We start from the raw sequence: 23,325 nt of genomic DNA, 5'->3' as shown, positions 1-23,325 counted from the left end.
TTCACGGGCAAGTGTAACCTACGCGTGTTTTGTTTCATTCTGCCGAGCGATAGCGTATCGCTGCCTCAGATGATGACGAGACCTACAGGATAGCCCATGAGCCTCCGCCCCGATATTTCCGAGACCCTCGCCCGCGCCCGTGCCGATCTGCGGATGGGGGTGCCGATTGCCCTCATCGGTGAGGCGGGCAGCGCGCTGGCGCTGGCGGTGGAATCGGCGAGCGATGCGCGGCTGGCGGATTTGCGGGCGCTCGAGGGCACGATTGGCGTGGCGATCACCGCGCGGCGGGCCGAGACGATCAAGGCGCGGGCCTATGATGGGGATATCGCGCGGATCTGCCTGCCAAAACGGGCCGATATGGCCTGGCTGCAAGCGCTGGCCGATCCGGCGGATGATCTTGCGACACCGATGAAGGGCCCGTTTCACACGCTGCGCGAGGGCTCTGCCGATCTGCATCGGCTGGCGGTGGCGCTGACCAAATCGGCGCGGATCCTGCCCGCCGCCATCGTGATCGAGACCGAACACGCGGCGCGGCTCGCGGCAGAGAATTTTCTCACCGTGGTGCCGGCCTCGGATGCGATCCTGCGGATGACCCAGGCCTCGGCCATGGATCCGGTGGCGAGCGCGCGGCTGCCGATGGAAGTGTCGACGGCGGGGCGGCTGCATGTGTTTCGCCCCGAGGATGGCAGCGAAGAGCATTACGCCGTCGAGATTGGCCGCCCGGACCGTGACAAACCGGTGCTGGCGCGGTTGCATTCGGCCTGTTTCACCGGCGATGTGATCGGCTCGCTCAAATGCGATTGCGGGCCGCAGCTGCGCGGGGCGCTGGCGCAGATGGGGTCCGAGGGGGCCGGGGTGCTGCTCTATCTCAACCAAGAGGGGCGCGGCATCGGGCTCGCCAACAAGATGCGGGCCTATGCGCTGCAGGACCAGGGGTTCGACACGGTGGAGGCCAATCACCGGCTGGGTTTCGAGGATGACGAGCGCGATTTTCGCATCGGGTCGAGCATTCTGCGGCAGCTCGGATTTTCGAGCGTGCGGCTGATGACCAACAATCCCGGCAAGATCGAGATGATGGAGCAGATGGGCATCACCGTGGCGGAACGGGTGCCTCTCAAGCTTGGCGAGAACGATCATAACCGGGCCTATCTCGCCACAAAGGCGCAGAAATCGCGGCATATGCTCTGATCCCAATGGATCGGAGCGCGACCTCTTTGGGCACATGTCATAAAACGGCAACGCCGCGCGCGGCAGGCCGCCAAAGCGATGGATGTTACAATTGCTTTCACCTTTCGAGTGTGAAAAAGCAGGCACGACACTAACCTTACCGAGTGAACCCATGGCCGAAATTTCGCAGTCCGAGTCTTCCCGTAACCTGTTGTCGCGCGGCGCCGAGGAAATCGATCTTGGCCAACTTCTCGGCACGCTGTGGCGGGGCAAGCTCTGGATCGCGATTGCGATGGCGGTGGCGCTGCTTCTGGGGGGCTATTACGCCTTTGTCAGCGCGGTGCCGACCTATACCTCTTCGGCGACCGTCGCGCTCGAGAGCCGTCAGGATCAGGTGGTCGATATCGAAAGCGTGGTCACCGGGCTTGGCGGCGATCAATCCACCATCAACACCGAGGTCGAAGTTCTGCGCTCGCGCGGGCTCTTGGAGCAGGTGGTCGAGCGGCTTGACCTGACCAACGACCCCGAGTTCAACGCCGCGCTGCGGGAACGGTCGATGTTTTCGCTGGGCGCACTGTTGTCGCTGTTGCGCAGCAGCGATGAGGAGGTCTCGGAGCGCCGGGTGCTCGATTCGGTGATCGATGTGCTGTCGGACAAGGTGGCGATCAGCAATATCCGCAACAGCTATGTGTTCCGCATCACCGTGACGACAGAGGCGCCGCGCAAATCGGCCCTGATCGCCAACACGGTGGCCGAGGCCTATATCCGTGACCAGATTTCGGTGAAATTCGAGAAGACCGCGCAGGCGACCGAATGGCTCAGCGATCAGGTGAGCACGCTGCGGCTCGACCTTGAGAATGCCGAGACCGAGCTCAAATCCTTCAGCAGCAGCACCGATCTGATCAGCCCCGAGGGCCTGTTTGCGCTGAACCGGCAGCTCAAGGATCTGCGCGACCGCAAATCGAACCTGACCGAGGCGATTGCGGCGCAAAAGGCCGCGGTGGTGAACCTTGAGACGGTCGAAGGGCTCAGCCCCGAGGAAAAAGCGCAGCGGGCGAATGATCCGGGCCTCGCGCGTCTGGCCGAAGACATTCAGAACGGTGTCGAGGGCGCGGCAGAGAGTTTCGAGACGCAATATGCGGTGCTTCTGACCCGGGCGCAGCAAGAGGTTCTGCGACTCGAGGCGCAGTTCGAGGCGGTCGACACTTCGATTGCCGAGCTGACCGAGCGGATCGAGACGCAATCCTCGGAGCTGGTGCGGCTGCAGCAGCTTGAGCGCGAGGCGCAGGCCAATGGGCTCATCTACGAGGCATTCCTGAGCCGCCTCAAGGAGACCACGGTGCAGCAGGGCATTCAGCAGGCCGATAGCCGCATCCTGTCGCAGGCGGTGGTGCCGCTGTCGCCCTCAGCGCCGAAGAAATCCATGATCCTCGCCCTGTCGCTCATCCTTGGGGCGATGATCGGTGGCGCTGCAGTGCTCATCCGCGAGATGTCGCAGAACACCTATCGCGTGGCCGAAGCGCTCGAGCGGAACACCGGGCTTACCGTGATCGGTCAGATCCCGACGATCCCGAGCCGCAACCGCGCCAATGTGCTGCAATATCTGACCGACAAGCCCAATTCGGCGGCGGCCGAGGCGGTGCGCAACCTGCGGACCTCGCTCTTGCTCGCGAATATCGACATGCCACCACGGGTGATCATGTCGACCTCGTCGATCCCCGGCGAAGGCAAGACGACGCAATCGATTTCGCTGGCGCAGAACCTGTCGGGGCTGGGCAAGAAAGTGCTGCTGGTCGAGGGCGACATCCGCCGCCGCGTGTTCAGCGAATATTTCGACATTCACGACAAGCCCGGCTTTTTGTCGGTGCTGGCGGGCGAGGCGAGCTTGCAGAGCGCGGTGACTTTCAACGAGCAGCTGCAGGCGGATATCCTGCTGGGCGAGACCTCCAAGGTGAACGCGGCGGATCTGTTTTCCTCGGACACGTTTGCCCAGTTCCTCGGCACGCTGCGCGACGCCTATGATTATGTGATCATCGACACGCCGCCGGTTCTGGCGGTGCCGGATGCGCGGGTGATCGGGCAGCACGTGGATGCGATCCTCTACACCGTGAAATGGGACAGCACGACCCATCGCCAGGTCAATGACGGGCTCAAGAGCCTCGCCAATGTCAATCTCAAGGTGACCGGTCTCGTGCTCAGCCAGATCGATCAGCGCGGCATGAAACGCTATGGCTATGGCGACAGCTATGGCGCCTATCAGGCCTATTACAACAGCTGATCAGAGGCGGATCGGGCGGCGTTTGGGCCCGATCCCGAGGCTCTCTCCGGGGCTGCGTCCGGTACCGTAAAGGTTTTGAAAAGGATTTCCCGAATGCTCTCCCGGACTTTGTCTTTGGGAGAGCCTTCATGTCCGACCGGTCCGACAATCTTTCGCTGCCCTATATTCAGCCATCGCAGGCGCAAAAGCATGTGACCCATAACGAGGCGCTGCGGCAGCTCGATGCTCTCGTGCAGCTCGCGGTGAGCAGTGCCAGTGTGACCACGCCGCCCGCCCTGCCCGAACCGGGGCAGCGCTATATCGTGCCCACCGGGGCCAGTGGCGATTGGGCAGGTCAAGACGGTGCGCTTGCGGTGTTTGAGGAAACGGGGTGGGCGTTTTACGCGCCCAATCCGGGCTGGATCGCCTGGGTCGAGGACAGCGCGCGGCAGGAGGTCTTTGACGGCAGCGACTGGGGTCCCGGCATCACCGGTTTGCAGGATCTCACCCATCTTGGCGTCAATACCAGCGCCGATGACACCAACCGGCTTGCCGTGGCGTCGCAGGCGACCTTGCTCACCCATGCCGGGGCCGGGCATCAGCTCAAGCTCAACAAGGCCGGCGCGTCGGATACGGCGAGCCTGTTGTTTCAGACCGGCTGGTCGGGCCGGGCCGAGATGGGGACGCCAGGCGGCGATGATTTCGAAATCAAGGTGAGCGGAGATGGCGCTGCCTTCAACACCGCGCTGCGGGCCGAGGCCATGACCGGCGCGGTGAGCTTTCCGTCGGGGGTGACGGGGCTCGTGCCCGATGCCTTTGGTGGCGGGGATCTGGCCAACACCGCCTATGTGGCGTCGCGCGGGCTCGACCTGGTGACCAATGGCACGGGGCTTTTGGGAAATAGCTACAATTTCCCGACGCAATTCGCCTTTGACCCGGTGGTCTCGCCCAACCTTCCGGGGAGCTTTCGGTATCGCGGCTATTATTCCCCGACATTGACGACGCTCGAGACCCTCGCCGTTGATCCCAATCGCTGTTACCGCCTCGGATGCTATCTCCGTCAGGAGGCGGTCGCGGGGGACTGGTCGGTTTTTACCAATGGCGACCGGCATGGCCAAATTATCGGAGTTGTTGGCCTCGACAGCGATGGGCTGACGATAGCGGCCCAACATCACATGCGGTATAAATCCGGCGGGACCGACAGTCTGACCACTTTGGCTGTGCCGCTTACGCCGGGAGACACGCAAATTCAGCTCACCGATGCCAGCGGCTGGAACGACAGCTCCACCGCCCCCTATCACCGGGGGGTGAGCCTCTTTGCCTATCGCAATAGCGACGGTGCTCTATATGCAGATTATACGCGGCATGTTGCCTTTGACCTGTTCGATGTGACCGGGGTGAACAAGTCGACGCATGTGGTCACACTGAACAGCGGGTTTCCCGCTTCACTCGGCAATCCCGATGATCCGTCGGGCACATGGCCCGCAGGCACGCCGATCGCCAATTCGTCGAGTGGCGGGTCGTATAAATATGCGCTGCTGGCCAATAGCTATTTGCCGGACGTGGACCGCTGGTATGCGGCGCAGAACTATATCGGCGGGATCGACCGATCGGGGACCAATGTCACCTCGAACTTTGCGCCCGGTACCGCGCGTATCAAACTGATGTGGCTGGCCAATTATACCAACCGACCGGGCGGATATTCCGGGCACCCCGATACCGGGGCCTCGCATGCCATCTGGTTTGCCGGGCTGTCGGTGCGACCCGACGAACTCTGCCATGCAGCCCCGGTGACGAGCGGTGAACTGGCTGGTTCCTGGTCTCTCTATGCGCCGCAGGGGAATGTGAGCACCGGAGAGATCAGCCTCGTGCCCGCCGCGCTCAGCCTCGCGCCGCTGTGAGCGGCGGGGTTACGGCGGTCTGCTCGGGATCGAGCCAAAGCCGCCGGGCCAGCCGCACCCAATAGGCAGGGCCGAGGTCCTCGCGCCAGAGAAGATCGGGCGCGGGGACAAAAGCCGTGAGCGAAAACCCCGGTTGCAGGCGGCGGATCCGGTCACAAAGCGCTTCGTTGGCGGGATCGAACCGCTCTGCCAGGGTGCGGTGTTCGGCGCGGGTAAAGATCGTGGCCCGGCGGGTGGGACCGTATTCCAGATCGAACGCCGTGTTGGCCGCGGCGCGCAGCCTTGTGTCCGGCAGGGCGCTGCCCGCCACCGCCAGCGCAGCCCAGATCGTCAATGCCCGGGGCGAGACATTGGCCTGCCCCACCGGCGCTTGGGGCAGGTAGATATCCGGCGCGAGGCCCGGCGCGACATAGCGCATGAGGCTCGCCAGCACCCCGCCCGGTGCGTTGCAGGCCGCATGATAATCCAGCAGACGTATCTCATCCGCGGCAAAGCTCTGGCGCAGGCGGTCGTAGAGCCCGCCATAGTCACAGAACACACCATCCACCACCCCGGTCTCTACCGCTTCGCCGACCAGATCGGGCGGGCGCGGTGGCAGCCGGGCGCGGGCAATCTCCGCATAGACCGATTGCAGGAATGACAGCTGATTGCGGAGCACACAGAGCACGAGAATGTCGTAACCTGCAAAGAGGCTGCGCAACGCGTCGAGATCGGCATATCCGCCGGGGCCGCCGCCACGAGATAGCTCTTCGCTCGACAACAGAATGGTGGCCTCGCTGTCGCGCCATTGCCGTACTAGCTGCGCGAGCCCGGCGCGCCCGCCGTCGCGGGTAACATAGGCCGCCGGCAGCGCAATCCAGTCGGTCAGAAAGCCGTGATGGCCGCTATGGGGCGACAGATCGGGATAGATCACCTGCGCCTGCGCCAGAGCCGCGCGGGCGGCGGCAAGGCAGTCCTGCACCCAGGTCGTCCCGGTCTTATGGGTGCCGATATGAAGAACGAGCCTAGCCATGGGCGCTCGTCCGGTCGTCATGGTGCTGCTCGCGCAAGGCAGTGGTTTCCGAGAGCACGTCGAGATAGAGCCTGCCAAAGCGCGTGCTCGGCTCGAGCATCGCCTTTTCGGCCCATTCGTTCCAGGCGTTGATGAAAAGCTCTCCGCGATAGCTCTGGCTCAGCGGGCCGCCACAAAGCCCGCGCAACCAGTTGTGAAAGCTCGCCGGGGTGGCACCATGGGCGATATGGGCGCGGGGGCCGCGCCGGGCGGTGTTGTCCCAGCTCGGCATGATCCCGGCGATTGTGTTGGGCGGCAACCTATCGCGGTACTGCGGCGTCAGGCTGCGCGCGGCGATGGCGCGGTAATCATAGATGAGCCCGGCAAAGCCCGGGGCCGGGGCCGCGGCGCCCATAAGGTTGCCCGCGCTGCCGCCAAAGAGGAAATCCTCGCTTTTGACGAGCCCATGCGGTGGCATTTCGACCCAGAAATCGAACAGGGTCGGATCGACCGCGTTCTTGCCCGCCACGTGAAAGGACACCGCGCCAAGCTCGACCGGGCCGATCCCCGCCTCGGCCCAGGCGCGGCGCATGCGGGCGACATTCTGTTCCGGCGCGGGCATGTCCTCGGGGCGGTAGATGACAAAGCGCGGGCGGCGGCCATCGGGCCGCTGATAGCGCGGGTCGCGCATATAAGGCAGGGTCGAGGCCACGAGTGCGGCCTCAAATCCCGGCGCATAGCTCTGATCGAGCAGCACCTCGCCGCTCAGCCCGTCCCAATTGCGCCGCCAGCTTTCATTGGCCCAGCAGAGATAGAAGGGAAAATCGATCTCGGGGCGCGCAAGCAGCCGGTCGAGCGGCTGTTCCAGCACGCGCCGCCCGCCGAACCAATAGTGATAGACGCAAAAGGCATCGATCCCGGCGCCCCGCGCGAGAGCCGCCTGATCGCCCATGACCTCGGTGGCGCGCAGGTCGTAATAGCCGAGATCGGCGGGGCGCAGGGGCTGCAGATGGCCGGGAAAGGCCGAGGCCGCATCGACCACGCCGCGCCATTCGGTAAAGCCCGCCCCCCACCAGGCGTCGTTCTCGGCGATCGGATGAAACTGCGGCAGGTAGAAGGCCGAAACAAAGCGCGGCGCGCGCAGGGCCGGGGCGCCGCTGTGACCCGCGCGGCGCGGGCGCTTCAACGCGGCGGTTTCGCGAATCTCCTGCCCAGCGGCGAGGGCGAGCCCGCCGATGGCGCGTTCGACCGCATGGGCGAGCGTGCCGTCAACCTGGCCTTTCTCGGGTTCGAACATCGGCGCGTCGAGATCGAGCGCCTTGATCATGCCGAGCATCAAGGGCTTCATCCAATAGATCGACCCGGCCGGAAAACGCAGTGCATCGAGCAGCGGATCGAGCTCGACCCGGCGCAGCACGGCGGCGGTCTTGTCCCGGTTGATGCCCCACCAATCACGCGCCGCATAGGCCTGCCCATCGGCGACCCAGAAGGCGGCCGCGTCATCGGCGAGGAAGTGCTGCAGCCTCTCTTGCAGCCCGGTGGCGGGCAGCACCCCGTCGATCAGATGCCTGCGCCATTGATCGCCATCGTCGCGATGGGGCGATTTCTTGGTGTGGATCTTGCATAGCGCGTCATAGCCATCAAAGGCCCCGGCATTGGCCAAGAGCAGAAACGGCAGGATGTCGCGGCCCCGGTTCGGCACCGGCGTGACAAAGGCGCGGGGAAAGCGTTCGGTGATCTCATCGGCGAGCCAGCGGGTTTCCTCGCCGCGCCAGGTCAGCGTGATATAGAGGTCGATGCCGTCGCCGATCTCGTCAAACCGGGTGGCAAACTCGGGCCAGAGATCGGGATAGTAAATATGGGCATGCAGCGCGAACCGCGCCTTGGGTCGGCCCGGATCAAAGCGCAATCGCGGCAGGGGACAGCTGGGCAGCGGTCGCGTGACATGGCGCGGTTGCCCGCTGCGCCCCTCGCCCTGACCAGAGGTCAGATAATGCATCAAGGGCGGGATGCCCGAGCCCGCCACATCCGGGTTGAGCCGCAGATACTCTTCGGGCGCGAAATCGGCCCCGGGCCGAAGCCCCATCTGCTCGCCCCACATGACATAATGATGACGTGCCCAGAGCCGGCAGGACCAATGCAGATCCTTATGTTCGCGGCGATAGAATCGGACGTCGAACGCCCCGCGTTTAGCGATTAGGCGGGCATAGCGGCGCAGGGGCCGGGGCGGGAACATCAGGCGCAGCGCCTTGCCGATACGTCTGCGCCACATCTCGAATCGTCCCATCGTCAACCTCGCAATCCTCCGAACTCGCCCCATGCTAGGCCAGAGCGGTTAACCATCGCTGAAAGCCCGTCCTTTTCCCTAGATCCGGTCGAGCAATTGCCGCGCATGGCGACGCAAGAGCAGCAGCCCCATCAGCAGAGAAAGCGCCGCGATGCCAAGCACATAGCCGGGCGACAGGGCGTCCGGCGCATAGCCGGAATAGAGCCCCGCCCGCATCTGCGCGATCACATGCACCAGCGGGTTGAGCCAGATCCAATCATCATAGGGGCGCGGCACCGCATCAGGTAAAAACAACACGCCCGAGAGGATGAAAAGCGGCCGGTTGAGGATCGCCCAGGCCCGCTCCCAGATCGGGAAGGCCTCGAACAAAAAAGCGTTGAGAATGCCAAACCCCGCCCCCAGCGCCGCCGCCAGCCCGAGCCCCGCGGCAAGCGCGCCCGCGTCGGGCCGCAGCGGCGTGCGGGACAGGGCGACAATCGCGCCGAGCACCAGCCCGATTACCACGAGATTGGTCAGCGAATTGAGCAGAAACCGCGCCATCAGCGCGTCCCACCAACTCACCTTCGGATAGGCCATGAGGGGCCGCGAAAACCGCAGCGCCACGCCGATTTTCTGCACCAGATCGCTGTAATAGGCGAAGGGCAGATAGCCGCTCGCATAAAACAGCGCGAAATCGCGCCCGATGGGCGGGTGATCAAAGGCCAGCGCGAACACCACGGTCAACAGCGCCACCGCCGCCACCGGTTCGGCCACGGCCCAGAGATAGCCGCCGGGCGTGCGGCCATAGCTCGTCGACATTTCGCGCAGGATAAGGGCCAGCGTGGCGCGGCCCGCGACAAGGGCAGTCATGTGGTCTCCGGTTAGGCAAATCTTGAGGTTTCCGGTTTAGCCCTTGGGGATGAAGAAACCCTTAGCGGCCAAAGGACCGGGCCCATGTCACATTCCCTGATGCGGCGCGCCAGCACCGTGCCCAAACCCGATGCGCGGCCGGAATTTCCGGCGCTGGTGCCTCCCGGCAGCCTGGTCGAAGGGCATCTCGCCCCGGCCCGCCGGGCACGGGCGCGGCGGCGGCATCTGCTCGTGCTGCTGAGCTTTCTGTGCCTGGTGCTGGGGCAGACCGGCATCGCGGGCTGGTATCTCTATCAGCGGGCGGCGGATCAATATGCCGCCAGCTTCGCCTTCACCATCCATAGCGAGGCCGAATCGACCGGCGGGCTGTTGCAGGCGATGCCGGGGCTTTCGGCGCTCACCGGAAGCGCCTCGCCAGACAGTGACATCCTCTTTCAATATCTCCGCTCGCCCGATCTCGTGGCACAGGTGGATGCCGCGCTCGATCTGCGGTCAGTCTGGTCCGGCCCCGTACGCGATCCGGTCTTTGCCTTCGATCCCGAGGGCTCGATCGAGGATCTGACGCGCTATTGGACGCGCATGGTGCATGTCGACTATGACGCGGGGCCCGGCATTCTCACGGTCGAGGCCCGCGCCTTTGACGCGGGCGATGCGCTCGCCCTCGCGCAACAGATCGAGGCGGCCTGCGCCGCGCTCATCAACCGGCTGAGCGCCATCGCGCGCGAGGACAGGCTGTCGCATGCGCGGCGCGAGCTGAGCCGCGCCGAGGAAAGGCTCGGCACGGCGCGGCAGGCGCTCACCGGCTATCGCGCCACCCATCGCATCGTCGATCCGTTGGCCGATCTCGAGGGCGAAATGGGGGTCATCCAGCGGCTGCAGCAAAGCCTCGCCGAAGAGCTGGTGACGCTCGACATGTTGCAGGCAACCACGGGTCAGGGCGGCAAGGCCACCCGCAAGGGCGAGATCACCGATGCCCGGATCACCCAGAGCCAGCGGCGCATCGAGGTCATCCGCGAGCGAATCGCTAGCGAGCGGCGCAAGTTCGGCGACGCCGCCGGGGATCGCAATTATGCCCGGCTGATGGGCGAGTTTGAGCGGCTCAAGGTCGATGTGGACGTGGCACAAGAGGCCTATGTTCTCAGCCTGGCGAGCTATGAGACCGCGCGCGCCGAAAGCGACCGGCAGATGCGCTACCTCGCCACGTTCAGCCAGCCGACGCGGCCCGAACGGGCGCTCTATCCGGACCGGATCATGTGGCTCCTGGCGGTGGCTGCCGGGGCGCTGCTCTTGTGGTCGGTGATGGTGCTCGGCGCCTATAGCCTGCGGGACCGGGCATGAGCGGCGCGGCTTGGGGCGAAATGGGAGGGCAGCGGTGATCCTGCTGAGCCATGTCTGGAAAACCCACAAGAGCCGCGGCGTGCAGAAATGCGTCGCCCGCGATCTCTGCTTTCGCTTTCCCACCGGGCAGGCGATGGCCCTCCTTGGGCGCAACGGCGCCGGAAAATCGAGCCTATTACAGCTCATCTCCGGCATTTCCCGCCCCGATCAGGGGCGCATCCTGCGCCGGGGCAGCGTGTCCTGGCCCGTCGGCTTTCAGGGCAGTTTTCACCCCGATCTCTCGGGGCTCGAAAACGCGCGTTTTGTCGCCCGGGTCTATGGGGTCGATACCGATGAAATGACGCGATTCGTCGCCGATTTCACCAATCTCGGCGCGCATTTCCACCTCCCCGTGCGGAGCTATTCCGCCGGGATGCGGGCGCGGCTCGGCTTTGCCATCTCGATGGCGGTGCCCTTCGACACCTATCTCATCGACGAGGTGACATCGGTCGGCGACGCCGCCTTTCGCCGCAAGAGCGAGGCGATTTTGCGCGACCGGCTCACACGGGCGAGCGCCATCGTCGTGTCGCATTCGACCGATCTTCTGGCGCGGCTCTGCACCTCGGGGGCGGTGCTCGAAAACGGGCGGCTTTTCTACTATGCGCGGGTGGCGCGGGCTATTGAGCATCACGATCACCTGATGCGCGGCCAGCTGCCGCCCTGGCTGCGATAGCGGGGGTCGATGCGCGAGGACATCACCCTGCTCATGCCGGTGCTCAACGGTCAGGCGCATCTCTGGGACCAGCTCCAGAGCCTCGCCCGGCAGAGCCATCGGCCCACCCGCCTCATCGTCTCGGATGACGGGTCCGAGGATGACAGCCTCGAGATCCTGCACCGCTTTGCCCGCATGGCCCCGTTTCACGTCACCGTGCTGCGCGGCCCGGGGCGCGGCTATGCCCAGAACATCCATTGCCTGCTGCGTGCCGCGCCCAAGGGCATCATCGGGTTCAGCGATCAGGACGATGTCTGGCTGCCGGACCGCATCGCCCAAGGTCACCGCGCACTCGAGAGGCTGGCGCATCCGGCGCTCCATGTCACCGGGCGCATCGTCACCGATCCGCGGCTGCGACGACGCCGGCAACTGGCGCATCACCCGCGCCCCGGCTTTGCCAATGCGCTGGTGCAGAACATCGCCCCCGCCAATGCGACCATGCTCTCTTCCCGCGCCACAGAGCTGGTCCGCCTCGCCCTGCCCCCCGCCGATCTGATGCCGCCCTTTCCCGATTGGTGGATCTACGCGCTGACCACCGGCAGCGCCGGGGCGGTGCTTTGTCAGGAGGGCGCCTCTGTCCTCTATCGCCAGCACGGGGCCAATACGCTTGGCGCGGCCTATGGGACGGCGGCCCGGCTCCGCCGTCTGCGCTATCTTCTCGGCGGCCGCTATGGGATGTGGCTCCGGGCGCAGACGCAGGCGCTCTGGCGGGTGCGCGACCTGCTGGATCCCGAGGCGCAGGCGCTCTTGCACCGCTTCTCGGTCGGGCTCCATCAGGGCGGCTGGCATCCCGAGACGCTCGGCATCCGCCGGCAGAGCCGCGCCCAACAGGCGGCGCTCTGCACCGCCGCGCGACTGCGCCTGCTCTGACCGCCGAAGACCCCCCACCGCCCCAATTCAGGCGGTTACAAGTCTAATCAATCGTCATGGCTTGGCCACAATCTCTCGCCGCTGATGCCGCGATGACAGGGTCCACTCCCCCGACAAACCTATCAGACCGTTGGGGGCATCATGGTCGCACTTACATTCCGCAACACCTATCTCAGCGAAGACCCGTTCTACCTGAGCGGGGTCGAGGCGCTTCTCGGCCAGTCCGAGGGCAGCTCCACATGGCTCTACGCCGGATCACAGGCCACCGGCACGATCACCCGTTTTGCCCTCTCGCAGGGCGGCGGGCTCGGCTCCCCCACCACGGTCGAGCTTTCGGGCAATGGCTCGGTGTTCCGGGTCAGCGATCTCGCCCTCATCGGCGATGGCAGCGGCGCAGAGCTCCTCGCGAGCCGCGTCCACACCCAGCAAATCAACAGTTTCGACATCGGCAACACCGGCGCGCTCAGCGGTCAGACACAGGCCATCTCCGCCCTCGCCGCCCCGGTGACCCAGATCGCGACGATCACCATCGGCGCGCGCGACTTCCTGATCACCGGCACCCGCGACGCGCCCGGAATGCAGATCTACGAATGGCAGGCCTCGGGACAGCCCGCGCTGCGCGACAGCGTCACGGATCACGCCAAGGTCGCCCTCGGCAATGTCAGCGATATCGCCACGATCACGGTGGATGGCACGCCCTTCCTGCTCACCGCCTCGGCGCAGGACAACGCGATCAGCAGCTTTCACATCGCCGCCGATGGCAGCGCCACGCTGATCGACAGTTTCGGGATCAAGGACGGGCTCTATGTCTCGGGGCTCGACAGCATTGCCAGCGTGTCGGCCCATGGCACTGAATTCGCCGTCGTCGGCGCGACCGGGTCTTCCACGCTAAGCCTGATGCGGGTCAATCCGATGGGGGTGCTCTATCTCGAGGATCACGTGATCGACAGCCTCGCCACAAGGTTTTCCCGCATCGACGCGCTGGCGACACTCTCCATAGGCGACCGGGGCTTTGTGCTGACCGGGGGCGGCGACGATGGCATCGGCTTGATGGAAATCCTCCCCGATTATCAGCTCCTCGCCCATGGCAGCCTGCTCAACACGCCGGGCGGGGCGCTCTCCAACCTCACCGCGCTGACCACCGTGACCCTCGGCACCGAGGTGCAGGTGATCGCGGCGGGCCAGCCGGGGCTGACCCTCGCCACGCTCGACAGCGCCGATATTGCCGCGCCGATGATCGGCACGGCGGCGGCCAACAGCCTGACCGGCAGCGCCCGACAAGACCTGCTCTGGGGCGGCGCGGGCGATGATCAGCTGTTCGGGGGCGCGGGCGACGACGTGCTGATGGGCGGCGCGGGCTATGACCGGATGACCGGCGGCGCGGGGGCCGATATCTTCTGCCTCGATGATGACCTGCCGGTCGACCGGGTGCTCGATTTCAACCTCGGCGAGGACCGGATCGACATCAGTCGATGGGGCGTGCAATCGCTCGACGCACTGACCATCATCAGCCGCTCCTACGGGGCCGAGTTGCGCTATGGTGACCTTGCCGCGCGGCTCTATGACGATGGCGGGGCGCAACTCTATAGCTCGGATTTCAGCAGCGGCGATTTCATCTTCTGACCGGCAGGGTTTGACGGCTCGATGTGACAGGCCAGACCGTTCAAATTGCGGCGGATTTCTTGAACGGATGTAAATTCGCGCTTGCTATCCTGCCATCCGGGAAACGGGTGAATGGGGGTGTGTCATGCCACAGACAGGACAGGTGTTGCGCGGGCTGGGCGGGCCGCAGGGCTTTGGCGAAACGGCGCTGGCGCGCGGCGACGACGACAGTTTTCAACTTGATCTGAGCGCGGTGTTCGACGCCGGGTTCCATATCTTCGGGCGCAGCCATGCGGGCACGGCGCTTTGGGTCAACACCAATGGCGCGCTGAGCTTTGGCGGCCCGCTCGACGGCTACCGGACCGAGACGACCGGCCCGCTGGCGCAGGATGTGATCGCGCCCTTCTGGGCCGATGTCGACACGCGGATCGACGGCGAAGGCGCCGAAAGCGGGCAGATCTGGGTCGATATCGACAGCGCGCTCGACCGGGTGACGATCACCTGGGACAGCGTCGGCTCCTACCGGCGGCAGGCGGATGACACCAATCTCTTTCAGGTCACGCTGACGGACCGGGGCGGCGGCGATTTCGACATCAGTTTTCGCTATGAGCGGATCGAATGGACCTTTGGCACCGCCGAGGGCGACGCCGGGGCCAGCGCCCAGATCGCCGGGCTGCGCCTGCCCCTGCCGCTGCTGATCGGCAGCGATCCGGCGCTCTTGCACGAAAGCCTCGGCAACACCGGCCAGCCCGGCACATGGCAGTTCGAGATGCGCGACGGGGCGCTGCCCGGCGCGGTGCCGGTCACCGGCGCGGTGCTCGAAGGCGGCGCGACGGGCGATGTGCTCACCGGCGGGGCGGGCAATGATCTCCTGCGCGGCCGCGACGGCCCGGACATCCTGCGCGGTCATGACGGGCATGACTGGCTCTTTGGCGGCGATGGCGGCGATACGCTCAACGGTGGCGACGGCAATGACGTGATCTATGGCGGCACCACCGACGCTGACATCAGCGATGTGATCTACGGCGGCAATGGCCATGACCGGATCTATGGCGGCGCGGGCAATGACATTGTCTATGGCGGCAATGACAATGACAGTATCGAAGGCGGCGCCGGCGCGGACGAGCTTTTGGGTCAGCTTGGCGATGATGTGATCACCGGCTCGGCCTGGTCCGATCTGATCTATGGCGGCGAGGGCAATGATTTCATCAACGGCGGCTTTGGCTCGGACCGGGTCAATGGCGGGACGGGGGCGGACCGCTTCTATCATCTGGGCATTCCCGACCATGGATCGGACTGGATTCAGGATTACACAAGCACCGAAGGCGACATTTTGCTCTGGGGCGGCGGGCCGGATTCACCACAGAATTTTCAGGTGAATTTCGCCGAAACCCCCAATGCCGGCACCTCCGGCGTGGCCGAGGCCTTTGTCATCTACCTGCCCACGGATCAGATCATCTGGGCGCTGGTCGATGGCGCGGCACAGGAGCAGATCAACATCCGGATCGCGGGCAATGTCTTCGACCTGATGGGCTGAGGATATGGACTTGGGCGCCGATCCCGCGTAACAGACGCCACGGTTATGGGTGGCTGTTGCGGCGCGTTCCGGCCCAAGAGGATCGGGTCCATCGCGCCTTGTGAAAGAGACGAAAGATGGTGCTGAAACGGTTGAAATCGCTGGTGTCGGGTCGGTCTGCCCCGCCCCGGCCACAGGGGCGCGTGGCTCCGGAGCCGCGTGTCGAAACACGGCTCGCCCCAGAGCGCCCCTTCGTGGCGATCGGCGATATCCACGGTTGTTTCGACCTTATGCAGCGGCATTACACGACATTGCGCGCCGAGCTTGGCGAGGCGATCGAGGTGGTGTTTCTCGGCGATTACGCCGACCGTGGCCCGCAATCGGCCCAGGTTCTGGAACAGCTCTTCGCCTGGCAGAGCGCCAGCCCCGACACCGTGATCTGCCTGATGGGCAATCATGAGAAAATGCTGCTCGAATTTATCGACGACCCGGCGGGCAAGGGGCTGCGCTGGCTGGTCAATGGCGGCCGCGAAACGCTGGCGAGCTATGGCATCACCCTGCCGCCCGGGCAGGTCACCGCCGATGATGCCGCCGATGCCGCCGACGCCTTTGAGGCGGCGCTGCCCGACGGGCTCGAGGCCTGGCTGCGCGATCTGCCGCTGATCTGGTCGAATGGCAATATCCACTGCGTCCATGCCGCGATGGACCCGTCCAAGCCGCCGGAGGCCCAGAACCGCCGCACCCTGCTGTGGGGGCATCGCGATTTCCTGACCACCCCGCGCGCCGATGGCCAGACGGTCGTGCATGGTCACACGATCATGGCCGAACCGACGCTGGGCGACACGCGGATTTCCATCGACACCGGCGCCTATCACAGTGGCCGGCTGACCGCCGCGCTGATCAGCCCCGGCAGCTGCGAGTTCAGCCTCTAACCCAGCCCCTCGATAAACCGCTTGATATGGCCGGCGACCACATCGCCCGCCTCCAGCAACAGCGAATGCTTATAGCCGTCGAGGATCACCAGCTCGGACCGGGGCAGCGCCGCGTCGATGGCCCGGTTGAGCCGCGGGTTGCAACCGCCGTCATTCTCCCCGGTGAGCACCAGCGACGGCGCCGTGACCTCATGCAGCCAGGGCGCCATCTCCGTGGTCGCATAGATGTCGAACACGTTGAGAAACACCTCAGGATCGGTCGCGACCACCTGCTTGAGCCGCGCTTCGACCACATCGGCATGGCGCTCGATGAACGCATCGGTGAACCAGCGGTCGGTCAGCGTGCCAAGCACCTGCGCAATCCCCTTGTCGCGCATCGCCTGCACCACGGCCCGCACCTTGGCGCCGTCGTCTTCGGTGCGAAACGCCGCCGTCGACAGCAGGCCGAGCGACAGCACCCGGTCAGGATAGCGATGCGCATAGGCCGGGCCGATCATCCCGCCGAGCGAATGCCCGGCAAAATGCGCCTGCTCGAACCCGGTGCGCTCGCGCAGCCGTTCGAGATCGGCCACCAGCTCGTCGAGGCCAAACACCCCCTCGGATCGCGGCGACGCGCCATGGCCGCGCAGATCATAGGTGATCACGGTGAAATGCGGCAGCAGCACCGGCAGAGCCTTGGCCCAGGTGTTGCGCGCCGCGCCGATCCCATGAATGAGAAAGAGCGGCGGCCCCGCCCCCTCAACCGAATAGGCGCAATCAACCGGCCTCGCCATGGCGCGGCTTACGCTTTGGCCGGGGCGGCGGCCCGGTCCGAGGCGAGCACCCCGCCATTGGCCCAATCGCCCTGATCGACATCGGTAAAGACGATCTGCACCGATTCCGGCGTGCTGCCGCCGGCGCGGACAAAGGCCTCGGTCAATTCCTTGGCGAGCGCGCGTTTCTGCTCGGGCGTGCGGCCCTTGTACATTTCGACACGGATCATCGGCATTGGGTCACTCCTCGGATTGCGGGCGCACGATATGAAAGGCGCCGCTCAGATAGGTCAGGGGCTTTTCGCCCGCGTTGGAAATTCCGGTCACATCGCCGATGCAGATGGCATGGCTGCCATGCACATGACGGTGCCGCAGGGTGCAGGTGAACGAGGTCGCGCGCGGCAGGGTCGGGCCGAACTCGGTGATATTCACGTCGAGCCCGTCAAACCGGTCGGGATTGTCGCGGTCAAAGGCCCCGGCAAAACGCTGGGCAATCTCGACCGCCCCTTCCGACAGGATATTGACGCAAAACGTGCCATTGTCGCGCACCGCCTGGGCAATCCGCGAATCCGCCTTGAGACAGACCAGAACCGAAGGCGGATCGGCCGAAAGCGAACTGAAGGCGCTGACCGTGGCCCCCATCTGGCCCGCCGGGCCATCGGTGGTCACAACGGTCACGGTCGAGGCGACCTGCCGCATGGCGTCGATGAAATTCTGTCGATGATCGCTCATTCTGCTGCCTGCGCTCCTGTTTCGCCCGTGGTGAAATGAGGCATCACTTCTTCGGCGAAACAGGCAATCGTGTCCAGTGCTTCACGGGCCTCAAGCCCGAAATTGGGGTTCAGGATCACCCGATCGACCCCCATTTCGGCATAAGGGCCGAGTTTATCGACCATTTCCTGCGGGCTACAGATGATGAGCGCCTCACCCAGTTCCTCGATGGGCGTCTTGCAGGGCAGCTCGCGGATCATGCCATGGCTGACCTCGCCCGGCCCGGTAAAGACATTGTCGAACCGCCCGTAGTAGCGATGCGCCGCCACGAGCTTGCGCCGCGCCTCACCGGCACTGCGCGCCACCTGCCCGACCCGCGACAGGGTGAGCGTGAGATGCGCGCCCGCCTCGCCCATCTCGTCGCGGGCGCGGGTGAAACCCGACACCTGATCGCGCAGATGCTGGGCATCGCCCGAGAGCGGCGTCGTCTGGATGTGAAAGCCGCGTTTCGTGCAATGGTAAATGCCCTCGGGGTTGAGCACCGCCATCATCATCTGAATGTCGCGCACCGGGCGCGGCATGATGGTGATCGGCTCGAACCGGTAATACTCGCCATCCCAGGCCACCTCTTCGCGGCTCAACAGCGCCTGGAGCACATCGAGGGATTCGTCAAACCGGGCGCGGGTCTCGGCCATCGGCACGCCCATCCGGTCCATCTCATAGGCAAAGGCGCCGCGTCCCACCCCAAGCATGAGCCGCCCTTCGGTGAAAATATCCGCCACCACCACTTCGCCCGCGTAGACCCGCATGTCATGCAGCGGCAGCACCACCACCGAGGTCATGATTTTGACGCGCTCGGTCATCGCCGCGATCTTGGTCGCAAAGGTGAGCGGCGCGGGCATCATCAGGCTGTTGATCAGGTGATGTTCGGTCACCGACACCGCGTCGAACCCCAGCCGATCGGCAAGCACCGCCTGCTCGAGCATATCGGCATAGACCCGGTCGCCGCCATAGCTCTTGTCCGGGTAATCCGCCGAAAGCTGAATGCTGAATTTCATGGCCGGTCCCCCAATGCTCTGTCTGAATCTGCTGTCTGGTCGGTCTCTCCCCGGCACTTTGGCACAGAATTTTGCATTCGGATAACGGATTTATTCTATGCAATAATTCAAAAATCTTGCATCTATATCCCATGAACATCGCCGCCATTCAGACCTTCCTTGCCGTGTATCGCTGCGGCAATCTCAACCGCGCCGCCGAAGAGCTCAACGTGACGCAATCGGCGGTGACAGCCCGTCTCGACGCGCTCGAGGCGCAGCTTGGCGCGCGGGTTCTCATCCGCTCGCGCAAAGGGGCCGAACTGACCAAGGCCGGGTTTGCCTTTCTCAAACAGGCTGAACTCATCTGGCAAAGCTGGGAGGTGGCGCGCGCCCGCGTCAGCCTGCCGCGCGGCATGTCGCGGCTCTGCTCGCTGGTGGTCGGCCCCGGTCTCTGGCAGGGGCTGGCAGCACCTTGGGTCGCCGATCTGCGCGCCGCCCATCCCGGCACCGCGTTCGAAATCTGGTCGGGCCTCGCCTCGGACGCCGCGCGCTGGCTGCAAAGCGGGCTCTCGGATGCGGCGCTCTTGCCCGAACCGCTGAGCGGCGGCGATCTCGGCACGCGGCTCTTTGCCAGTGAACGGCTGATCCAGGTGGCGAGCCAGCCGCGCGACACTTGCGACTGGGACCCGGATTACGTCTTTGTCGATTACGGCCCCGGCTTTCGCGCCCGCCACACCGAGGCCTGGCCGCAGGACAATACCGCCAATCTGAGCTTCAACACCCCGTCCCGGGCGCTCGCCCATCTCATCGACCATGGCGGCTCGGCCTATCTGCCCGAGGCGCTGGCAAGGCCCTATCTCGACCGCCGCACGCTTTTTGAAATCCCCGGCTCGCCCGAATTTCAGCGCCAGACCCATCTCAGCTGGCGCAAACCGAGCGTCGAGCTTTTCCCATGGCTCACAGGCTAATGGCGCACCGGTCGGGGCTTAACGCCGATAGCGATTGACGAAATTGCGCAAGATCACCTCTGGCGCGCGCACCTCTGCGGCGCGGCACATGGCGATCAGATCCTCCGCCGTCTCGGGCGGAAAATAGCCCTTGTTGCGGTAAATCCTGATACGCGTCTCGAACCCCGCGCCATCGGCTTCGGGGTGGAATTGGGTCGCATAGACATGCTGCCCATGGCGCACCATCTGATAGGGGCAGCTGTCGGACGCCACCAGATGGGTACAGCCCTCGGGCAGCACATGCAGCGCCTCCTTGTGACCGACAAAGGCGGCAAAGCTCTCGGGCACCTGATCGAGCAGCGGATCGTCTTGCCCGGCCTCCGTCACCCGACAGTCGGCCGTGCCCACCGGCTCGCCATAGCGGCCCTTGCCGACCTCCGCCCCGAGATGCGCACCCAGAATACCGATGCCATAGCAGCAGCCCAGAAAGGGAAAATCCCGCGCCGTCACCTGCGGCATCAGCCCCAGCACCGCCGCCTCGATCCGCGCCTCCTGCGCCGATTTCTCCTCGGGCGCATCGCTCACACAGCCGGGCCCGCCGCCGACGATCACCCCGCTCAGATCGTCGAGCCTCAGATCCTCGGGGATCGCCTCCTGATCGAGCCGGATGCGCCGCACCTCGCCCGGCTCCAGCCCGCCCTTGGCGAGAAAGGCCGCGAACTCATCATCCGACGCCTCGGTTTCGGGGCGCAGCTGCAAGATGAGAAAGGGCTTGGTCATCGGGTCGGTCCTGATCTGGGGCGAATGCCATCCAAAATGCCCCGGATGGGCCCCGGGTTCCAATGGGAAATCGCCCGCAACCGTGCCATGCTTGACGCAGCCCCGCAAAGGAATAGGGTGCGCGCGACCTCAAACACGACCAGAACCATGAGTGGATCAAGACCATGACACAACGCCTGCACCTCGTTTTCGGCGGTGAGCTGTCCGACCCGACCAAGACCGTTTTCAAGGATGTGAACGACCTGCATATCGTCGGCATCTTCCCGAATTACGAGACCGCCTATAACGCCTGGAAATCCGAGGCCCAGCGCACCGTCGACAACGCCCATATGCGCTATTTCATCGCCCATCTGCACCGGCTGCGGGATGAAACCACCCCCGCCTCGCCCACCGAGGAACTCGGCTAAGGCCCGCACGATGGCGCCCCGATCCCTGAGCCTGTCGGCCTATCTCGCGCTCACCCGGCGCGGCAATGGCCAGCCGGTCTATGCCACCGAGGCCGAACGGCCGGCGGGGGAATTGATCTGGGGTCACGCCAGCAATATCGACCACGCCCATGCGCTCGTGCAGCTGGCGGCGCGGCTGGCCCAGATGCGCCCCGATCTCACGCTCTTGCTGACGACGCCCGCCTCGATGGCCGATATCCCGCTCTCCGCCTCCTGCCTCATCCGCGAGGTGCTGCCCGAGGATACGGTCGCCAATGGCGAGGCCTTCATCGACCATTGGATGCCCGAGCTCTGCCTCTGGACCGGCGGCGATCTGCAACCGGCGATCCTGAATTGCGCCGCCAATGCCGATCTGCCGATGTTTCTGGTCGACGCCAATGAAGAGGGCATCGTCAAACCCGGCTGGCGCTGGTTCCCGGACATGCCACGCGCCCTGCTCAACAGCTTTTCGATGATCCTCGTGCAGAATACCGAAACCGTGACCGCGCTGCGCCGCCTCGGGGTGCGCGACACGGAGATCGCCGTCACCGGCATCTTTCAGGAGGGCACGCTGCCGCTGCCCTGCAACGAGGAAGAGCGGCAAGAGCTCTCTGATCTGCTCAAGACCCGCCCGGTCTGGCTCGCCGCCATGGCGCAGGCCGAGGAGCTCGACATCATCCTCGCCGCCCACCGTCAGGTGAGCCGGATGACCCATCGGCTCTTGCTGATCCTCGTGCCCGACAAAGAGACCGACGGGCCCGAATTCGCCGCCCGGCTGCAAGCCGAAGGCTATGAGTTCACCCGCTGGTCCGAAGGCACGCTCCCCGAAGAAACCACCCAGATCCTGCTCGGCGACACCCATGGCGACATGGGGCTCTGGTATCGGCTGGCGTCGGTGTCGATGATGTGCAGCTCGCTCAAGCCCGGCTATGGCGGCCAGGACCCGAACGAGCCCGCCGCCCATGGCTCTGCCATCCTCTATGGCCCGAATGTGAGCCGCTACCTCACCTCCTACAAACGCTATGCCGGGGCGGGCGCGGCGCGGATCGTGCGCGACGAGGACACGCTCGCCGCCGCGCTGAAACGGCTCATCGCGCCGGATCAATCCGCCGCCATGGCCCATGCCGCCTGGGATGTGGCCTCGCTCGGGGCCGAGGTCACCGACCGCATTCTCGATCTGGTGCAGGACACGCTCGACGTGCTCGAGGCGGTCTGATGCGCGCGCCGGGCTTCTGGACCCATCCGCCCGAGGCCCCCGGTCTCACCGCGCGGCTCCTGTCGCCCTTGGGCGCGCTCTATGCCCGCGCCACCGCGCGGCGCGTCGCCCGCCCCGCCAGCTACCGCGCGCCGGTGCCGGTGATCTGCGTCGGCAATCTCAACGCGGGCGGCACCGGCAAGACGCCGACCGTGATCGCGCTGGTGCAGATGCTCACCGCCCGCGGCATCGCCGCCCATGTGGTGTCGCGCGGCCATGGCGGGCGGCTCACCGGGCCGGTCGCCGTCGATGAACGCGGCCACAGCGCCGAGGACACCGGGGACGAGCCGCTCTTGATCGCGGCCTTTGCCCCCACCTGGGTCGCCCGCGACCGCGCCGAAGGGGCGCGCGCCGCCGTTGCCGCCGGGGCCGAGGCCATCGTGATGGATGACGGGTTTCAAAACCCCGATCTCGCCAAGGATCTGTCGCTCATCGTGGTCGATGCGACGCGCGGCTTTGGCAATGGCCGCTGCCTGCCCGCCGGGCCTCTGCGCGAACCGGTGACGACCGGTCTCGCCCGCGCCGATCTCTTGCTCTCCATCGGGCCGCAAAAGGCGCAGGCACAGTTCGCCCGCGACTGGGGTCATGTCCTCAGCCTGCCGCATCTCAGCGGCGCGCTCACCCCGCTGCAGACCGGGATGGATTGGTCGGACACACGGGCGCTCGCCTTTGCCGGGATCGGCAACCCGGAAAAATTCTTCAACACGCTGCGCGCCGCCGGGGCCGATCTGGTCCGGGCCGAGGCGCTCGCCGATCACCAGCCGCTGACGCCCGCGCTGATGTCGCGGCTCGAAGGCGAGGCACGGATGCTCGGCGCGCAACTTGTCACCACGGAAAAAGACGCCGTGCGCCTTCCGCGCGAGTTCCGGCAAAAGGTGATCACCCTGCCCGTGCGGCTCGAGATCGCCGACAGCGCGCCGCTCCTTGCCGCCCTCGACCGGCTCGGATTGTAACAGT

Annotated in this window: 21 protein-coding genes; 13 read left to right on the top strand and 8 right to left on the bottom strand. The window is 65.4% G+C overall.

Annotated elements, in window-relative coordinates:
- The first annotated feature begins 96 nt into the window (after positions 1-96).
- The 3 genes from ribA to WA237_RS05225 all read left to right on the top strand — a co-directional run bounded on the left by ribA (position 97) and on the right by WA237_RS05225 (position 5,325).
- The gene (gene ribA / locus WA237_RS05235; protein ID WP_336096907.1) at positions 97-1,188 is read left to right on the top strand and encodes a GTP cyclohydrolase II; all 1,092 of its coding nucleotides are present in this window, start codon (positions 97-99) and stop codon (positions 1,186-1,188) included.
- Positions 1,189-1,339: 151 nt separating this feature from the next.
- Positions 1,340-3,445, top strand: a complete 2,106-nt coding sequence (locus WA237_RS05230; protein ID WP_336096906.1) for a polysaccharide biosynthesis tyrosine autokinase — start codon at positions 1,340-1,342, stop codon at positions 3,443-3,445.
- Positions 3,446-3,573: 128 nt separating this feature from the next.
- Positions 3,574-5,325, top strand: a complete 1,752-nt coding sequence (locus tag WA237_RS05225) for a DUF2793 domain-containing protein (protein WP_336096905.1) — start codon at positions 3,574-3,576, stop codon at positions 5,323-5,325.
- Here WA237_RS05225 and WA237_RS05220 read toward each other — a convergent pair.
- The 3 genes from WA237_RS05220 to WA237_RS05210 form a co-directional block, all read right to left on the bottom strand.
- Positions 5,306-6,337, bottom strand: coding sequence for a hypothetical protein (locus WA237_RS05220; protein ID WP_336096904.1), 1,032 nt, complete (start codon positions 6,335-6,337; stop codon positions 5,306-5,308). The genes WA237_RS05225 and WA237_RS05220 overlap by 20 nt on opposite strands.
- Positions 6,330-8,603 (bottom strand): glycoside hydrolase family 99-like domain-containing protein, encoded by a 2,274-nt coding sequence (locus WA237_RS05215; RefSeq protein WP_442970246.1) that lies wholly within the window; start codon positions 8,601-8,603, stop codon positions 6,330-6,332. The genes WA237_RS05220 and WA237_RS05215 overlap by 8 nt, the downstream gene beginning before the upstream one ends.
- A gap of 78 nt (positions 8,604-8,681) precedes the next feature.
- Positions 8,682-9,452 carry an ABC transporter permease gene (locus WA237_RS05210; RefSeq protein ID WP_336096903.1) on the bottom strand — a complete coding sequence of 257 codons (771 nt, stop codon included), beginning with the start codon at positions 9,450-9,452 and terminating at the stop codon, positions 8,682-8,684.
- 84 nt (positions 9,453-9,536) lie between these two features.
- Here WA237_RS05210 and WA237_RS05205 point away from each other — a divergent pair, with 84 nt between their 5' ends.
- The 6 genes from WA237_RS05205 (at position 9,537) to WA237_RS05180 (ending at position 16,461) form a co-directional block, all read left to right on the top strand.
- Positions 9,537-10,790 (top strand): sugar transporter, encoded by a 1,254-nt coding sequence (locus tag WA237_RS05205; RefSeq protein ID WP_336096902.1) that lies wholly within the window; start codon positions 9,537-9,539, stop codon positions 10,788-10,790.
- A 34-nt stretch (positions 10,791-10,824) separates the two neighbouring features.
- Positions 10,825-11,502 (top strand): ABC transporter ATP-binding protein, encoded by a 678-nt coding sequence (locus WA237_RS05200; RefSeq protein WP_009813499.1) that lies wholly within the window; start codon positions 10,825-10,827, stop codon positions 11,500-11,502.
- A 9-nt stretch (positions 11,503-11,511) separates the two neighbouring features.
- Positions 11,512-12,411, top strand: a complete 900-nt coding sequence (locus WA237_RS05195; RefSeq protein WP_336096901.1) for a glycosyltransferase — start codon at positions 11,512-11,514, stop codon at positions 12,409-12,411.
- 141 nt (positions 12,412-12,552) lie between these two features.
- A complete protein-coding gene (locus WA237_RS05190) occupies positions 12,553-14,034 on the top strand; it encodes a calcium-binding protein (RefSeq protein ID WP_336096900.1) in 1,482 nt (493 codons plus the stop codon).
- Positions 14,035-14,158: 124 nt separating this feature from the next.
- Complete coding sequence (locus WA237_RS05185) at positions 14,159-15,550, top strand: nidogen-like domain-containing protein (RefSeq protein ID WP_336096899.1); 1,392 nt, start codon at positions 14,159-14,161, stop codon at positions 15,548-15,550.
- A 116-nt stretch (positions 15,551-15,666) separates the two neighbouring features.
- Positions 15,667-16,461 (top strand): metallophosphoesterase family protein, encoded by a 795-nt coding sequence (locus WA237_RS05180; RefSeq protein WP_336096898.1) that lies wholly within the window; start codon positions 15,667-15,669, stop codon positions 16,459-16,461.
- Here the strand turns inward: WA237_RS05180 and WA237_RS05175 are convergent.
- From WA237_RS05175 to WA237_RS05160, 4 genes are read right to left on the bottom strand one after another with little or no spacing between them, the layout of a single operon-like run.
- Positions 16,458-17,234 carry an alpha/beta fold hydrolase gene (locus WA237_RS05175; RefSeq protein WP_336096897.1) on the bottom strand — a complete coding sequence of 259 codons (777 nt, stop codon included), beginning with the start codon at positions 17,232-17,234 and terminating at the stop codon, positions 16,458-16,460. The genes WA237_RS05180 and WA237_RS05175 overlap by 4 nt on opposite strands.
- A gap of 8 nt (positions 17,235-17,242) precedes the next feature.
- Entirely contained in the window at positions 17,243-17,449 is a 207-nt protein-coding gene (locus tag WA237_RS05170) for a tautomerase family protein (RefSeq protein ID WP_336096896.1), read from the bottom strand.
- A 4-nt stretch (positions 17,450-17,453) separates the two neighbouring features.
- On the bottom strand, positions 17,454-17,945 hold the full coding sequence (locus WA237_RS05165; protein ID WP_009813492.1) for a flavin reductase family protein: 492 nt from the start codon (positions 17,943-17,945) through the stop codon (positions 17,454-17,456).
- On the bottom strand, positions 17,942-18,982 hold the full coding sequence (locus WA237_RS05160) for an LLM class flavin-dependent oxidoreductase (RefSeq protein ID WP_336096895.1): 1,041 nt from the start codon (positions 18,980-18,982) through the stop codon (positions 17,942-17,944). The genes WA237_RS05165 and WA237_RS05160 overlap by 4 nt, the downstream gene beginning before the upstream one ends.
- Positions 18,983-19,113: 131 nt before the next feature.
- Between WA237_RS05160 and WA237_RS05155 the strand changes: the two genes are divergently transcribed.
- Positions 19,114-19,929 carry a LysR family transcriptional regulator gene (locus tag WA237_RS05155; RefSeq protein WP_336096894.1) on the top strand — a complete coding sequence of 272 codons (816 nt, stop codon included), beginning with the start codon at positions 19,114-19,116 and terminating at the stop codon, positions 19,927-19,929.
- A gap of 18 nt (positions 19,930-19,947) precedes the next feature.
- Here the strand turns inward: WA237_RS05155 and WA237_RS05150 are convergent, their stop codons facing one another.
- Positions 19,948-20,688, bottom strand: coding sequence for a glutamine amidotransferase (locus WA237_RS05150; protein ID WP_336096893.1), 741 nt, complete (start codon positions 20,686-20,688; stop codon positions 19,948-19,950).
- A gap of 164 nt (positions 20,689-20,852) precedes the next feature.
- Here WA237_RS05150 and WA237_RS05145 point away from each other — a divergent pair, with 164 nt between their 5' ends.
- Genes WA237_RS05145 through lpxK form a run of 3 tightly spaced genes read left to right on the top strand, consistent with a single transcriptional unit; the run spans position 20,853 to position 23,321 of the window.
- Positions 20,853-21,095, top strand: coding sequence for a DUF4170 domain-containing protein (locus WA237_RS05145; RefSeq protein ID WP_009813488.1), 243 nt, complete (start codon positions 20,853-20,855; stop codon positions 21,093-21,095).
- A gap of 10 nt (positions 21,096-21,105) precedes the next feature.
- Positions 21,106-22,329 (top strand): 3-deoxy-D-manno-octulosonic acid transferase, encoded by a 1,224-nt coding sequence (locus WA237_RS05140; RefSeq protein ID WP_336096892.1) that lies wholly within the window; start codon positions 21,106-21,108, stop codon positions 22,327-22,329.
- Complete coding sequence (gene lpxK, locus WA237_RS05135) at positions 22,329-23,321, top strand: tetraacyldisaccharide 4'-kinase (protein ID WP_336096891.1); 993 nt, start codon at positions 22,329-22,331, stop codon at positions 23,319-23,321. Before WA237_RS05140 ends, lpxK begins: the two co-directional genes overlap by 1 nt.
- Positions 23,322-23,325 lie beyond the last annotated feature (4 nt).

It is taken from the genome of Roseovarius sp. CH_XMU1461 (genome assembly GCF_037027165.1).
Lineage (GTDB): Bacteria > Pseudomonadota > Alphaproteobacteria > Rhodobacterales > Rhodobacteraceae > Roseovarius > Roseovarius nubinhibens.
This window is presented reverse-complemented; position numbering and strand designations above follow the sequence as displayed.